11 protein-coding genes are annotated in these 15,303 nt (G+C 61.3%); 8 read left to right on the top strand and 3 right to left on the bottom strand.

What is annotated here, in order from left to right:
- Positions 1-72: 72 nt before the first annotated feature.
- Complete coding sequence (locus P8S53_RS15115; RefSeq protein WP_277804802.1) at positions 73-1,284, bottom strand: hypothetical protein; 1,212 nt, start codon at positions 1,282-1,284, stop codon at positions 73-75.
- A 208-nt stretch (positions 1,285-1,492) separates the two neighbouring features.
- Here P8S53_RS15115 and P8S53_RS15120 point away from each other — a divergent pair, with 208 nt between their 5' ends.
- Entirely contained in the window at positions 1,493-4,942 is a 3,450-nt protein-coding gene (locus P8S53_RS15120) for a chromosome segregation SMC family protein (protein WP_277804803.1), read from the top strand.
- 60 nt (positions 4,943-5,002) lie between these two features.
- The gene (locus P8S53_RS15125; protein WP_277804804.1) at positions 5,003-6,247 is read left to right on the top strand and encodes an MFS transporter; all 1,245 of its coding nucleotides are present in this window, start codon (positions 5,003-5,005) and stop codon (positions 6,245-6,247) included.
- Between the two features lie 57 nt (positions 6,248-6,304).
- Here P8S53_RS15125 and P8S53_RS15130 read toward each other — a convergent pair whose 3' ends face one another.
- A complete protein-coding gene (locus P8S53_RS15130) occupies positions 6,305-7,465 on the bottom strand; it encodes a TIGR03862 family flavoprotein (protein ID WP_373418528.1) in 1,161 nt (386 codons plus the stop codon).
- 116 nt (positions 7,466-7,581) lie between these two features.
- Between P8S53_RS15130 and P8S53_RS15135 the strand changes: the two genes are divergently transcribed.
- The 6 genes from P8S53_RS15135 (at position 7,582) to lnt (ending at position 13,949) form a co-directional block, all read left to right on the top strand.
- Positions 7,582-8,319 carry an endonuclease/exonuclease/phosphatase family protein gene (locus tag P8S53_RS15135; protein WP_277804806.1) on the top strand — a complete coding sequence of 246 codons (738 nt, stop codon included), beginning with the start codon at positions 7,582-7,584 and terminating at the stop codon, positions 8,317-8,319.
- Between the two features lie 70 nt (positions 8,320-8,389).
- Positions 8,390-9,709 (top strand): tRNA (N6-isopentenyl adenosine(37)-C2)-methylthiotransferase MiaB, encoded by a 1,320-nt coding sequence (gene miaB, locus P8S53_RS15140; RefSeq protein WP_277804807.1) that lies wholly within the window; start codon positions 8,390-8,392, stop codon positions 9,707-9,709.
- A 241-nt stretch (positions 9,710-9,950) separates the two neighbouring features.
- Positions 9,951-10,967, top strand: a complete 1,017-nt coding sequence (locus P8S53_RS15145) for a PhoH family protein (protein ID WP_277804808.1) — start codon at positions 9,951-9,953, stop codon at positions 10,965-10,967.
- Positions 10,960-11,496 (top strand): rRNA maturation RNase YbeY, encoded by a 537-nt coding sequence (gene ybeY / locus P8S53_RS15150; protein WP_277804809.1) that lies wholly within the window; start codon positions 10,960-10,962, stop codon positions 11,494-11,496. Before P8S53_RS15145 ends, ybeY begins: the two co-directional genes overlap by 8 nt.
- Before the next feature lie 15 nt (positions 11,497-11,511).
- On the top strand, positions 11,512-12,390 hold the full coding sequence (locus P8S53_RS15155) for a transporter associated domain-containing protein (protein WP_277804810.1): 879 nt from the start codon (positions 11,512-11,514) through the stop codon (positions 12,388-12,390).
- A complete protein-coding gene (lnt, locus tag P8S53_RS15160; RefSeq protein WP_277804811.1) occupies positions 12,387-13,949 on the top strand; it encodes an apolipoprotein N-acyltransferase in 1,563 nt (520 codons plus the stop codon). Before P8S53_RS15155 ends, lnt begins: the two co-directional genes overlap by 4 nt.
- On the opposite strand, the gene deoA is transcribed toward lnt, so the two are convergent.
- Positions 13,950-15,257 (bottom strand): thymidine phosphorylase, encoded by a 1,308-nt coding sequence (gene deoA, locus P8S53_RS15165; protein WP_277804812.1) that lies wholly within the window; start codon positions 15,255-15,257, stop codon positions 13,950-13,952.
- Positions 15,258-15,303 lie beyond the last annotated feature (46 nt).

Consider the following 15,303-nt stretch of genomic DNA (forward strand, 5'->3'; position numbering starts at 1 on the left):
CCATTAGCCCCGATCCGCACAAAAATAAAAGGGCCGCGTGATGCGGCCCTTTTCATCGGTCATGGCGCGGGGTTATTCTGCCGGCACGGCTTCGGCATTTTGGCGGGTGCCAAAATGGCGGCGGTTCAGGTGCCAGACCAGCCAGATCATGGCAAATTGTGATGCCAATGCCACGGCTGTAATGGCCCAATAGCCAGCGCTGAATTTCACCATCAGGCCAGCGTCCACCAGCCCTTTGTTCAGCCAGAAATGGGTAAGCACCGCGAAACCCACACCGGGGCAGACCAGCGCATAGGCCCCTGGTGAATTTTCAGCCCCGAAGATGAAGCGCTGCGCATAGCCCTGACGCACCAGCACCAGACCGGCAAACAGCAAAAACAGGATTTGCACCGACAGGAATTTTGTCAGCATGGCCAGCGTTTCGCCTGCCATCTCGGGCGATCCGAAATGCGCGCTTAGCCCGTGGCTTTGGCGCAGGCCCAGAATGCCCAGCACGGCCAGAAGCGGTACGATGATGGACAGTGTTGGTGCCGTTTCGGGGTTTGCGCCATGCTCCATCATGGACCGCAGGCCCAGAACCATGGCGACGACTGCGATAATGCCCGCTGTCATCAGAAAAAATGTGGACAGCACAAGGCCCAGTCCGGCCACTGCGGGAAGCGTGCTCATGGCGGCGGGGGCGGCAAGGCCGACACCGACCATGGCGAACGCGAACGCAGGCAGGATCTGGCCGAAATTGTTATTGGCCGCGCAGTTAAAGCCGCCTTCGGTCAGGACACGGCCCAGAAAGCCGCCATAGAGTTTGAATCCATAAGCGCCGATGGCCAGAAACGCGATCACTGCCAGCGGGAACAGATATTCCACCACCGACCACAGCCCCGGCACAAAGACCATGCCCAGAACGAACATCACATTGACCGACATGGCCAGCGCCAGCGGCAGCGCCATAATCTGACTTTGGGCATTGGTTTTGGCAAATTTTGCATACGCGTCGGTCTTCGTCCAGGCGGCAAAACTGCGCAGATTCCAGACCAGAAGTTTCAGGTTCAGAAATGCAAAGACTGCGATACCGGCCATCGCCAGCACGATCATGCCTTGGGTCACAACAGTTCCGCTGGCAAAGGCGGCGGTAATATCTTCGAACACCGGCACAGTTTTTCCGGGATGTGGCAACCAGTGCATCAGCCACATGAAAAAGCTGACCGCCAGCCCCCCTGCCCCAAGCGAGGCCAGAAAGTATAGCGGCGAATAGGTGTCTGCCGGGCGTGCAGGATTATGGGACATGGGTGTCTCCTTTCATTCATATATACAATTATGAATATGACAATATGAATTCAAAATACACTGTGGTGCAATGTCGCAGACGGCGCGTGCAGAATTCAACATCTTGTGGATAACTGCGAACCAACGGCGACATACAGCGCAACTGTCTTGACTCTGGGCTGGGGATGCGGCCAGACTGGGGGCGACTATTCCAAAGGTTCACCCACTCGTGCAATTCAACCGCCTGCGCCTGAACGGATTCAAAAGCTTTGTCGACCCCACGGATCTGGTGATTCAGTCGGGCCTGACGGGTGTGGTTGGCCCCAATGGGTGCGGCAAGTCCAATTTGCTGGAGGCATTGCGCTGGGTGATGGGTGAAAACCGCCCGACGGCCATGCGCGGCGCAGGCATGGAAGATGTGATTTTTGCCGGAACCGACCAGCGCCCTGCACGCCATTTCGCCGAAGTCACGTTGCAACTTGATAACCGTGACCGCGTGGCCCCCGCCGCCTTTAATGATGCCGACACGCTGGACATTGTGCGCCGGATCACCCGCGATGCGGGCAGCGCCTACAAGATCAACGGCAAGGAAGCACGCGCGCGCGATGTGCAGATGCTGTTTGCCGATGCATCGACCGGCGCGCACAGTCCCGCACTGGTGCGGCAAGGCCAGATTTCAGAACTGATCAACGCCAAGCCCAAGGCCCGCCGCCGCATTCTGGAAGAAGCGGCGGGTATTTCGGGCCTGTATCAGCGCCGCCATGAAGCCGAGCTGCGCCTGCGCGCAACAGAAACCAATCTGGAACGCGTCAGTGATGTGATCGACCAGCTTGCCCAGCAACTGGCGCAACTGTCGCGGCAGGCACGGCAGGCCGAACGCTACCGCCAGATTGGCACACGGCTGCGGCAGGTCGAAGGGCTGTTGCTATACCGGCGCTGGCGCGAGGCCGATCAGACCCTGCGGGATGCCGATGCCGCGCTGCAAGCCGCACTGATCACCAGCGCCCAGACCGAAACGGATGCGCAACACGCCAGCCGTGCCCGCCAAACCGCCGAGGACCGCCTGCCCCCCTTGCGCGAAGAAGATGCCATCGCAGGGGCCGTGCTGCAACGCCTGCATGTCAGCCGCGACACCCTGTCCGCAGAAGAAGCACGCGCGCAGGAAACCATCCGCACGCTGCAATCGCGTGTGCTGCAACTTGCGCAGGACATCGAGCGTGAGTCCGGCCTGAACCGCGATGCCGCAGAAACAATCGCACAGCTGGAATGGGAACAGGACCAGTTGGCCAAAGCCGCCGACGGCCATGACGAAAAACTGCATGACGCGAGCGAGGCCGCAGCCGAGGCCGCCCAGCGTCTGGCCGATCACGAAGCGGACCTGACAAGCGCCACAGAAGATGTCGCGCGACTGGCCGCGCGCCACCAATCCGCCGACCGCCAAATCAGCGAACTGTCTGCCGCCCTTGCAAAAGCGCAAAATGCCAGCCTGCAAGCCGCAGATGCCCAGGCCCAGGCGCGAAGCGCCCTGCAAGCCGCCCAGGATGAACTGGAACAGGCGCAAGAAGAACTGGACGCAACGCAGTCCCTGACCGAAGAGGCCGAATCCACCCTGCTGGAAGCCGAAGATGCCCGCCAGCACGCCCAAACCGAAGAAGCCGAAGCCCGCGGCGCATTGTCCGAGGCCGAGGGCGAGGCCGGCACACTGCGCGCGGAAACGGCAGCCCTGTCGCGGCTGGTCGATCGCGAAGGCAGCGACGGCACCCAGCTTCTGGATTTGCTGCGCGTGGCGGACGGGCATGAACTGGCCCTGGGGGCGGCATTGGCCGATGATTTGCGTGCGCCCCTGTCGGATGGCGGTTCGGGCTGGGTGGCATTGCCGGGCTATGATGATGCCGCCCCCCTGCCCCATGGCGCAGCCCCTATGGCCCCGCATGTGCAGGGACCGGATGCCTTGGCGCGCAGGCTGTCGCAGACCGGCGTGATTGATGCCGCCGACGGCCCCCGATTGCAGCCAGCGCTGCGCCCCGGTCAACGGCTGGTCACATTGGCGGGCGATTTGTGGCGTTGGGACGGGTTGTATGTTGCCGCACAGGACGCACCCAGCACCGCCGCGTTGCGCTTGCAGCAAATAAACCGTCTGGACAGGCTGAAAGTTGAACTGGAACAGGCCGAAGCGCGCCTTGATCGCGCCCGCGACACGCATGCAAGCTTCAAGTCCCGCCTTGACGCGCTGAGTGGTGCTGAAAGACAGGCGCGCGATGCCCGCCGCGCCGCAGACCAGCGCCTGACAGATGCGGGCCGTGCCCTGTCGCGCACAGAGGCGGCCCGCGACAGCGCGCAGGTCCGGCTGGAAAACGCAACTGCGCAAATGGCTCGTTTCAACGATGATGTTGAGGATCTGTCCGAAACACTGGCGAATGCAGAAGAACAGCGCGCCGAATTGTCCGATCTTGATCAGGCCCGCACGGCGACCGACACCTTGCGCATGACGGTGGAAGCCGCGCGCATCAGCATGATGTCGCACCGCGCGCAAGCAGACGAGTTGCGCCGCGATGCCAAAGCGCGGCTGGCGCGCGGGCAGGAAATCACCAAGACCCTAAGCGGCTGGCGCCACCGCCTGGAAACCGCCGAAACCCGTATTCAGGATCTGGAAGCGCGCAAACAAACCACCGAGGATGACCTGGCAGATGCCAGCGCCACGCCTGATGAACTGGCCGAAAAGCGCGCCGATCTAAGCGATGAAATAACCCGCGCCGACGCCCGCCATGCAGCCGCGCGCGATGCCTTGGCCAGTGCGGAATCTGCCGCACGCAACGCAGCCGACACCGAGCGCGCCGCAGAACGCGCCGCATCAGACGCCCGCGAGGGGCGCGCCCGCATTGAAGCGCGCCGCGATGCTGCGCGCGAAAGTGTCGCATTGGCCGAAACCCGTATCAGCGACGAAATGGACACAACCCCCCAAGACTTGCTGGAACAGCTCGACAGTGACCCCGACACCATGCCCGACACCAGCGCGCTGGAGGATGAACTGACCCGCCTGCGCCGTGCGCGCGACGCATTGGGCGCTGTGAACCTGCGCGCCGAAGAAGATGCACGCGAAATCCAAAGCGAACATGACATTCTGGTTCAGGAAAAGGCCGATCTGGAAGCCGCGATTACCAAGCTGCGTTCTGGCATAAATGCGCTGAACCGCGAGGGGCGCGAACGCCTTCTGATCGCATTTGACAAGGTTAATGCCAATTTCTCAACATTGTTCACGCATCTGTTCACGGGTGGCGAGGCGAAACTGGTGCTGGTCGAAAGCGAAGATCCGCTGGATGCGGGGCTGGAAATCATGTGCCAGCCACCGGGCAAGAAGCTGTCTATCCTGTCGCTTCTGTCGGGCGGCGAACAGACACTGACCGCGCTGGCGTTGATTTTCGCGGTGTTTCTGGCCAATCCTGCCCCGATCTGCGTGCTGGATGAAGTGGACGCGCCGCTTGATGATGCCAATGTGGCGCGGTTTTGCGACCTGCTGGACGAAATGTGCCGCCGGACCGAAACCCGCTATCTGATCATCACCCATAACGCGCTTTCGATGGCGCGCATGGACCGTTTGTTCGGGGTCACCATGGGCGAACGCGGTGTCAGCCAGCTGGTCAGCGTCGATCTGAAACATGCCGAAGCGCTGGTCGCGTAAGCGCTTGACGCCGCTTGCGGAATTAAACATGTTAAGTGCGTATTTCTGAAAGCTGCCGCCATGCCCCATTCCGCCCGCGCGCCCCTGATGACACCTGTTTTGATTGGTGGCTGCATCATCATCATGATCAGCTTTGCCATCCGCGCCAGCTTCGGCGTGTTCCAGATTCCCATTGCGGAAGAATTCGGCTGGCTTCGCGCCGAATTTTCGCTGGCTATTGCCATTCAAAACCTTGCATGGGGCATTGGCCAGCCCATTTTCGGTGCGATTGCAGAACGTTTCGGCGACCGCCGCGCCATTATCCTTGGCGCGCTGGTCTATGCGGCGGGGCTGGTGTTGTCGTCCTTCGCGGTAACGCCCGGCGCGCATCAGTTGCTGGAAATCCTTGTGGGGTTCGGGGTTGCGGGCACCGGGTTCGGCGTGATTCTGGCCGTGGTCGGGCGCGCTGCATCAGATGAAAACCGCAGCCTTGCATTGGGCATTGCGACCGCTGCTGGCAGCGCGGGTCAGGTGTTTGGCGCCCCCTTGGCCGAAATCCTGCTGTCGTTTTATTCCTGGCAAAGCGTGTTTGTTATTTTCGCAGCAATGGTGCTGCTAAGCCTGTTTGCCCTGCCCATGATGCGCAGCCCTGCGCCCGCCAGCCGCAACGAGCTGGAACAAAGCATGGGGGCTGCGCTGAAACAGGCGTTTCGTGACCCCAGTTTCACGCTGATCTTTCTGGGCTTCTTTTCATGCGGCTATCAGCTTGCATTTGTCACCGCACATTTTCCCGCGATGGTCACTGAAATGTGCGGCCCCATCAACCCCGACGGAATGCTGGCGGCCATCGGCATCACGACCACATCGGCCCTTGGGGCTGTTGCCATATCCCTGATCGGGCTGGCCAATATTGCAGGCACCCTGGCGGCGGCGTGGCTGGGCAAACGCTATTCCAAGAAATACCTGCTGGCATCAATCTATATGGCGCGCACGGTGGTCGCTGCGGCGTTCATCCTGTCGCCCATCACGCCGGGGTCGGTTTTGGTGTTTTCCATTGTCATGGGGGCGTTATGGCTGGCCACAGTGCCGCTGACATCGGGGCTGATCGCGCATATTTACGGGTTGCGCTATATGGGCACACTATATGGGATTGTGTTTTTCAGCCACCAGTTGGGCAGTTTTCTGGGCGTCTGGCTGGGGGGCGCGTTGTATGACCTGCATGGCGACTACACGCTGGTCTGGTGGGTCGGCGTGGGCGTGGGGCTGTTTTCGGCAATCGTGCATTTGCCAGTGCAGGAACGTGCGCTGAACCTGCGGCCTGCATAGCGGGCCATACGCAAAACCTGCGCCAGCTATGATTTGAGTATTTGGGGCAAGATGAAGTCAGCCTTGCTGTGCGGCATGGCGGCCTGCCCAATGGCCGGTTGCAAGGCAGGCGGTCAGCAGATAGCCGCCAGTCGGCGCTTCCCAATCCAGCATTTCACCTGCGGCATAGACACCGGGCCAGTTGCGCAATTCAAGCCCGTCGGTCAGGGCGGATCGCATGATCCCGCCTGCGGTCGAGATGGCCTCGTCCAGCGGACGGGGGCCTTGCAGCGGGATGGGTAGCGCCTTCAGGATCTGTGCAAGTGCGGTTGCATCTGCGGGCAAGGGGCGGGCCATTTCATGCACCAGCGCAAGCCGCACCCCCGACAGACCCAGCGCCTTGCGCAGCCGGTTTGCGGTGGACAGCTTCGGTGGTTGCGCCGCCAGCCGTGCGGCAATGTCGGGCACGGTGCGGTCAGGCAGAAGGTCCAGCACCAGCGCGGCCCCGTCCCGCAAAGGACGCGACAGCGCGTAGACACCGCCCCCTTCGACGCCACGCGCTGAAATAACGAATTCCGCGCGCACGGAGTGTTCGCCCGCATTAAGCTGCACGCCCTTGACCGGTGCGCCAAAATGGGCGCGCATATGCGCGGACCAATCCACCACGAACCCCATATTTGCAGGCTGAAACGGGGCAATAGGCACATCATGCACGGCCAGTTCGGCGGTCCACGCCCCGTCAGACCCAAGCCGCGCCCAGCTTGCCCCGCCTAAGGCCAGCACGCAGACCCTGGGGCGCAGGCACCTCTTGCCGTGGGGCGTTGCAAATTCGAATGCCCCGCCCTGCCAGCGCCAGCCCCGTCGCAATGTCACGCCCGCATCATCCAGCCGTGCCAGCCACGCCCGCAACAATGGAGAGGCCTTCATGACGCGCGGAAAGACGCGACCGGAGGAGCCGGTGAACAAATCCGCCCCCAGCCCGTTTGCCCAGCAGCGGATCTGATCAGGGCCGAAATCCCCAAGGATCGGGGCCAGCCATGCGCCCGCATCCCCATACTGGCTGATCTGGGTATCCGGCGGGGCCGCATTCATCAGGTTCAGCCCTGATTTTCCGGCCATCAGGAATTTACGCGCGGCCGAGGGCTTGGCGTCACAAATCACGACCTTGCGCCCGCCCTTCGCCAACACTTCTGCCGCCATCAATCCGGCTGGTCCGGCCCCGATGACCAGCGCGTCAATCGCCTCATTCTCGGTCATCTGCACCCCTTAACATATTCTTGAGGATATCTTGCTATTGTTAAACGCGCGTATGATCCGCATATGATATGCATGTTGTATTCAAACCCCAAAGGCCAATGTCCGATCTGATTGTCAGTTCCTACAATATTCACAAGGCGGTCGGAACCGATATGCGACGTGATCCTGCACGCACCGTGCAGGTTATTCGCGAATTGGGGGCGGATATTGTCGCCTTGCAAGAAGTGGACCGCCGATTTGGCGACCGCAAGGGCGTGCTGGACCCTGATATGTTGCGTGCCGAAACAGGGCTGACCCCTGTGACATTGACCGACAGGCTGGGCACGCATGCGCATGGCTGGCACGGCAACCTGTTGTTGCTGCGCGGGGCCGAAGTCGAACAGGCACGCGCCATCACCCTGCCGGGGCTGGAAGCGCGCGGCGCAATCGTTGCCGATATACGGCTGAACGGCCAACCCTTGCGGCTGATCACCGCCCATCTGGGCCTGTTGCATCAATCGCGCCTGTTACAAGCCCGCCGCCTGTCCGAAGAAATAGATGGCGGCGACGGGCGGCCCACACTGGTGATGGGCGATTTCAACGAATGGCGGCTGGGCGCGCGCTGCTCGCTTATGCCAATGCGGCGCGAATTGCGCGCGGTCAAACGATCTGCCGCGACAATTGCCAGCTTTCCGGCGCAAATGCCTGTGTTGCCACTGGACCGCATCATCAGCTGTCGTCAGGCACTTATCAGCGATTTGCGCGCGCATGATACGGTGTTGGCGCGCAAAGCATCTGATCATCTGCCGATTCGCGCAGCCCTTCGCTTGCCGCAGGCCGCAAGCGCGGCTATCTGACCGGCTTGAGGGTGGGGCGAGTTTCCGCTATGGCCTCGTCAATCCGCTAAAATGCTGCAAGGGGGGGCCTATGGCCGACGCCAAGAAGCTATTTATCAAGACCTATGGCTGTCAGATGAATGTCTATGACAGCGAACGCATGGCCGAAGCGCTGGGCGCGTCAGGATATTCGCTGACCGATCAGGCCGAAGATGCCGACATGATCTTGCTGAATACATGCCATATCCGCGAAAAGGCCGCTGAAAAGGTCTATTCGGAACTGGGCCGCCTGAAACCGCTGAAACTGGCCAACCCCGACCTGAAAATTGGTGTCGCAGGCTGCGTGGCCCAGGCCGAGGGCGAGGAAATCATGCGCCGCCAGCCGTTGGTGGATCTGGTGGTCGGACCACAAACCTATCACCGGCTGCCGGCGATGGAAAAAGCCGTGCGCGATGGCGCGCGCGCTGTGGACACTGATTTTCCCGAAGAAGACAAATTCGAGCATTTGCCAAAGCCCCCCCGCACAGGGCGCGGGCCAACAGCATTTCTGACGGTTCAGGAAGGGTGCGACAAGTTTTGTGCGTTCTGTGTTGTCCCCTACACCCGCGGGACGGAAGTGTCGCGCCCGGTTGACCGCATTCTGACGGAAGCGCGTGATCTGGTGGACCGCGGGGTGCGCGAAATCACGTTGCTGGGGCAGAACGTCAACGCCTATCATGGCGCGGGCAACGGTGACGCATGGACATTGGCGCGGTTAATCCGTGAATTGGCGCGGGTGGACGGGCTGGAGCGTATCCGCTTCACCACGTCGCACCCCAATGACATGGATGATGACCTGATCGCCGCGCATGGGGATGAACCCAAGCTGATGCCCTATCTGCACCTGCCGGTGCAATCAGGCAGTGACCGCATTCTGAAGGCGATGAACCGCAAACATACGGCGGACAGCTATTTGCGCCTGATCGAGCGCTTGCGCATTGCCCGCCCCGATTTGCTGCTGTCGGGTGATTTCATTGTGGGGTTCCCCGGCGAAACCGATCGCGATTTCGAAGAGACGATGGCGCTGGTGCGTCAGGTGGGCTACGGGCAGGCCTATAGTTTCAAATACTCGGCGCGCCCCGGAACACCTGCGGCCGAACGTGCGGGTGTGCCCGATGATGTGGCACTGGACCGCCTGCACCGGTTGCAGGCGCTTCTGCTGGAACAGCAACGCACAATACAAAACAGCATGGTCGGGCGCGATGTGCATGTCCTGTTCGAAAAGCCGGGACGGACTGCTGGACAGATGACCGGAAAATCTGAATATCTGCACGCGGTGCATGTGACCGACCCGCAGGTAGAAAAGGGACAAATCGCGCGTGTCAGAATCATCGAAAGCAATGCGAATTCACTTGCCGGTGTTCTGGCATGATAGATGTCTGAAACAGGGTCTTGGCGGGCGCAGGGGGGCTGATACCCGCCACCAGCTCGCGGGCCATTTCCCGGCGGCGCTGTCACATTGACGCTACATTTTAGACGCAAAATGGCAGGGCATCGCCGATATGTAACCCCAACATACAGTGCGACGCAAACAATCCTTGCCAGCGGGCGGCGCAATTGGCAGCATGAAGAAACGGCACAGCGTGCATTCGCGACCATCATAGGAGAACTACTTGGGCATTGACGCCTTGACCCCGCCACACACCCCGCTGGAAGCAGCGCAATCGCATATGGAATTTTCCGACAACCGCCTTCTGGTTGACTTATGCGGTGAATATGATCGCAATCTGACCCATCTTGAAAGTCAACTTGGCGTGCAAATCCTGCGGCGCGGAAACCAGTTGACGATCATCGGGGCTGAAGATGTGATCGCGTTGGTGGCCCAGATCCTTGGCACCCTGTATCAGATGCTGGAAGAAGGTCGCCAGATCGAGTCGGGCGATATTGCAGCACTGATCCGCATGGGTCAGGCAGCGCCCAATGATGACGGCCCGCAGGAACAACTGGAAATGTTCCGCACCGGCAAGCTGGAAATCCGGACCCGCAAGAAAACCATCATCCCCCGCACCGAAGCGCAGCAGGCCTATGCGCGCGCGCTTTTGGGAAATGAGATGAATTTCGGCATTGGTCCTGCGGGGACCGGCAAAACCTATATTGCCGTAGCGGTCGCGGTGCAGATGTTCACCGATGGCCATGTCGACAAGATATTGCTGTCGCGCCCCGCAGTCGAGGCGGGCGAACGTCTGGGTTTTCTGCCCGGCGACATGAAGGAAAAAATCGACCCCTACATGCAGCCGCTTTATGATGCGCTGAATGATTTTCTGCCCGGCAAGCAGTTGCAAAAACTGATGGAGGAGCGCCGCATTGAAATTGCACCGCTGGCCTTCATGCGGGGGCGCACGCTGTCCAACGCCTTTGTTGTGCTGGACGAGGCGCAGAACGCAACCGAGATGCAGATGAAAATGTTTCTGACACGTCTGGGCGAAGGGTCGCGCATGGCTATTAACGGTGATCGCAGTCAGGTTGATCTGCCGCGCGGCATGCATTCGGGCTTGCGGGCGGCGGAACGTATCCTTGAAGGCGTCAAGGGCATAGGGTTCAGCTACTTCACATCGGCTGATGTCGTGCGCCACCCGTTGGTCGCACGCATCATTCAGGCCTATGAACGCGACGAAGAGCAGCATGGCTGACACTGCGCCACTGGTTGATCTGGTTGTGGAAGATGATCGCTGGAATGCCGTTGCGCTGGACGCATTGGCACAAAACGCCGCCTGCGCAACATTGAACGCGCTGAACATGCAGGCGGCGGGCTATGAAATCGTGCTTCTGGCCTGTGATGATGCCCGCATTGCAGAGTTGAACAGCCAGTTTCGCGGCAAACCCATGCCAACCAACGTTCTAAGCTGGCCAAGCTGGGATCTTGGCGCGAGTGATGACGGGGACACACCCGAACATGCCCCGCCGGGTGACCCTGATGACCCCGAATCCTTGGGTGATATTGCGATATCGTATGACACCTGCGAACGCGAATCGCGCGAACAAGACAAGGCATTCCAAAATCACCTGACCCATCTGGTCGTGCATTCAACCCTGCATCTTCTGGGATATGACCATATTCGTGACAAAGATGCCGCCGTGATGGAAGAAATCGAAATCCGCATACTTGCATTATTGGGGGTGGCAGACCCATATGCGGACGGGGCAGAAATGCCGCTTTAGCACTGGAAAGGACCCATGGGCGACACGACAGACGGATCTACAGCGGCGCATCGCGCGCAAGATGATCCAAAAGACAACGAGACGCGCGGCCTGTTTGGCCGCCTGTTTGACGCACTCTCTCCGGAAGATACCGATGATGAACACAACGGCGCAGGCCGGTTGGGTCCGGCACTTCCCGGACTGGCCAACCTGTCCGACATGCGTGTCGAGGATGTCGCCGTTCCCAAAGCCGAAATCGTGGCCGTTGAACAAGGCGCACAGCTTGCGGAATTTGTGCAGGCCTTTCGCGATTCCGGCTATTCGCGCATTCCCGTGTATGCCGAAACGCTGGATAACCCCGTAGGCCTGCTACTGCTGAAGGATCTGGCGTTGCACTACGGATTCAACGGCCATCACAGCCTTGAACTGGCCCCGCTGCTGCGCCCCATCCTGTATGTGCCCCCGTCCATGCCGCTGGGGGTGCTGCTGCGCAAGATGCAGGCAGAGCGCACGCATTTTGCCCTGATGATCGACGAATATGGCGGCGTGGACGGGCTGGTCACCATCGAGGATCTGCTGGAGCAGGTCGTGGGCGAGATCGAGGATGAACACGACACCGCCGAAGAGGCCCATATTCAGGAAGAAACCCCTGCCACATGGCTGGCAGATGCCCGCACCCCCCTGGAAGATCTGGAACTTCGGCTTGGCTTTGCCCTGACCGCCGAGGATGAGGACGAGGAAATCGACACATTGGGCGGTCTGGTCTTTGTGCTGGTCGGGCGCGTGCCGGTGCGCGGGGAATTGATTGCGCATGACTCCGGCCTTGAATTCGAAGTTATCGAAGCGGGCCTGCGCCGGATAGAACGGTTGCGCATCCACATTCCCGAAGCCTTGCGTGAACCTGTCGCGCCATGACGGGCAACAGCCCGCGCCCCCCGAATGGCGGACCGGACCCCGAAAGGCACGGGGAACGGCGCTTCGCTGCATGGACAGCGCTGCTTGGCTATGGTGCGCTTGGTGCCATTATGGCGGCGGGTCAGGCACCGGTCGGGTGGTGGTGGGCAACCATTGCGGCGCTTCTGGTAATGTTTTGCGCGCTGCCATTGCAGGCCATGCCCCGAAGCTGGGGGTGGCGCTTATGGGCGGCGGGAACAGGGTATTTCGCAGCCAGCCTGTTCTGGATTGTGGAGCCATTTTTCATTGAACCCGAACGCCATGGCTGGATGGCCCCGTTTGCATTGGTGCTGATGGCAGGCGGCATGGCGCTGTTCTGGGCTGTTGCCGGATGGATGGCCGCCCGACTGGGCCATGGGCGCGGTCGACTGGTTGCATTGGTGGCCGCACTGATCACGCTGGAATTGCTGCGCGGCTGGATATTCACGGGGTTTCCATGGGCCATGCTGGGGCATGTGCTGGTAGGTACGCCATTGATGCAGCTTGCCGCATTTGCGGGCGCGGGCGGATTGAGCTTGCTTGTGGTGGTGGTGGCAGTGTTGCCCGCACTTGGGCGTTCAATGCCGCAGCGCGGGGGCGCGGTTCTGGCCAGCGTGGCACTTATGGGAACCCTATGGGTCTGGGGCAGCACCCGGACAGACCTTCCTGCACCCGCGGATCATGTGGTCCGGCTGGCACAGCCCAACGCCCCGCAGGCCGAAAAGTGGCAAGGTGACAACCCGCAGCGTTTTTTCAACCGCCTTCTGGACCAGACCGCCGCACCCGCCAGCCCTGCGCCCGCACTGATTGTCTGGCCGGAAACGGCTGTGCCGTTCTTTTTGGAATATGCAGGCGACGGGCTTGCCGCCATGGCGCAGGCCGCGCATGAACACGGCCCCGACACGCTGCTTGGGTTCGGCGTGCAACGCTATGATGATGGTCGCTATTACAACAGTCTGGCAATTCTGGACATCACAGCACGGGTCACCCAAGTCTATGACAAGCACCATCTGGTGCCGTTTGGCGAATATGTCCCGCTGTCGGAATTTCTGCTGGGCAGCGGTTTGGCGGGATTTGCCGCGCAGGTGCTTCAAGGCTACAGCCCCGGTCCCGGCCCTGCCCTGCTGGATTTCGGTCCATTGGGCCATGCATTGCCGCTGATCTGCTACGAATCCATCTTTCCACGGCATCTGCGCGGCACGGAACGCCCCGACTGGGTGTTGCAGGTCACCAATGACGCCTGGTTTGGTGAAATGACAGGCCCGTTCCAGCACTTGGCGCAGGCACGGCTGCGCGCGGTAGAACAGGGATTGCCGGTGCTGCGTTCGGCCAATACCGGTGTATCTGCCGTGATTGATGCGCGCGGCGGGCTGGTTGCCGAACTGGGACTGGGCGAAACCGGATTTCTGGACGCGCCCTTGCCCGCCGCCCTTCCGCCCACGATTTATGCGCGCTTCGGGGATGTGCCCCTGTGGGGTGCCCTGCTGGCCATGCTTGGCACAATGGCCGCGCTGCGGTGGCGCCACAGGACGGGCGCGTGATCACGCGCTGATCCTGTCCAGAACCAGCGGCGCGGGAGGTTTTGCCACATCGCCAATCTGGCACGCGTTCACAAATGCCACTGCCGCCGTCGCTGCACTGTCGCCATCTGCGGCATGGACGAGTGCCAGCGCGTCGCCCGCGTTCAGCCTTGTGCCGACAGGGGCGATGTCTGCAAACCCCACGCGCGGGTCTATGCTGTCCGAAGGCTGCCGCCGGCCACCCCCCAGACCGATGACCGCAAGCCCAATGGCGCGCGTGTCATAGCCTGCCACCACCCCCGATGTCGGGGCCGCTACCACCTGCACCACAGGGGCGACAGGTAGATATGCAGATGCATTTTCCAGCAAATCCGCCGGACCACCAAGTGCGGCCACCATACGCCCGAAGCATTCTGCCGCAGCACCCGACCGAAAGGCGTGTTCCAGCATGGAAAAGCCCTGTTCGGGATCGCGCGCCAGACCTGCAAGGGTCAGCGCCTCCGCGCCCAGCGCGCAGGTAATCTGCCACAGGCGCGCATCAACCGAATGTCCGGTCAGGAAATCCAGCGCCAGGCGCACTTCCAGCGCGTTGCCCGCAGCGCCAGCAAGGGGTTGCGACATGTCGGTAATCAATGCCACGGTCCGGCAACCAGCCCCGTTGCCCACATCCACCAGCGCGCGCGCCAAACCGCGCGCGGCATCCAGATCGGCCATGAACGCCCCGTTGCCGCATTTCACATCCAGCACCAGCGCATCCAACCCCGCCGCCAGTTTCTTGGACAGGATCGACGCGGTTATCAGATCCAGTGATTCCACAGTGCCGGTGACATCGCGGATGGCGTAGAACCGCTTGTCGGCAGGCGCAAGCGCGGCGGTCTGCCCCACAATCGCGCAGCCGGTCTGTGCAACGATGCGCCGCAGGCGTGCGGCATCCGGGGCGATGTCATACCCCGGTATCGATTCCAGCTTGTCCAGCGTGCCACCGGTATGCCCAAGGCCCCGCCCCGCAATGCTTGGCACCACCGCCCCGCAGGCCGCCATGGCGGGCATCAGCATCAGTGACACCGTGTCCCCGATACCACCCGTAGAATGCTTGTCGATCACCGGACCGCGATCCCATTCCAGCACCGCCCCCGAATCGCGCATGGCTGTGGTCAGGGCGACACGTTCGCTCAGGTCCATGCCACGCAACACCACAGCCATTGAAAACGCGCCAAGCTGCGCATCGCCCATGCTGCCGTCGCAAATGCCCGCCACAATCGCGCGCAGGTCTGCGGGGGTCAGCGCTTCGCCATCGCGCTTGCGCCGGATAAGTTCCTGATACAACATGGCGGTGCCCCTTATACATATGCCAATGCAGGCAACAGCGCGCCGC

Source organism: Roseinatronobacter sp. S2 (genome assembly GCF_029581395.1).
GTDB lineage: Bacteria > Pseudomonadota > Alphaproteobacteria > Rhodobacterales > Rhodobacteraceae > Roseinatronobacter.

Coding starts and splice junctions, on each gene's coding strand:
- P8S53_RS15135 (WP_277804806.1), top strand. CDS start 7,582: ATGTCCGATCTGATTGTCAGTTCCTACAATATTCACAAGGCGGTCGGA.
- P8S53_RS15155 (WP_277804810.1), top strand. CDS start 11,512: ATGGGCGACACGACAGACGGATCTACAGCGGCGCATCGCGCGCAAGAT.
- P8S53_RS15115 (WP_277804802.1), bottom strand. CDS start 1,284: ATGTCCCATAATCCTGCACGCCCGGCAGACACCTATTCGCCGCTATAC.
- lnt (WP_277804811.1), top strand. CDS start 12,387: ATGACGGGCAACAGCCCGCGCCCCCCGAATGGCGGACCGGACCCCGAA.
- miaB (WP_277804807.1), top strand. CDS start 8,390: ATGGCCGACGCCAAGAAGCTATTTATCAAGACCTATGGCTGTCAGATG.
- deoA (WP_277804812.1), bottom strand. CDS start 15,257: ATGTTGTATCAGGAACTTATCCGGCGCAAGCGCGATGGCGAAGCGCTG.
- P8S53_RS15125 (WP_277804804.1), top strand. CDS start 5,003: ATGCCCCATTCCGCCCGCGCGCCCCTGATGACACCTGTTTTGATTGGT.
- ybeY (WP_277804809.1), top strand. CDS start 10,960: ATGGCTGACACTGCGCCACTGGTTGATCTGGTTGTGGAAGATGATCGC.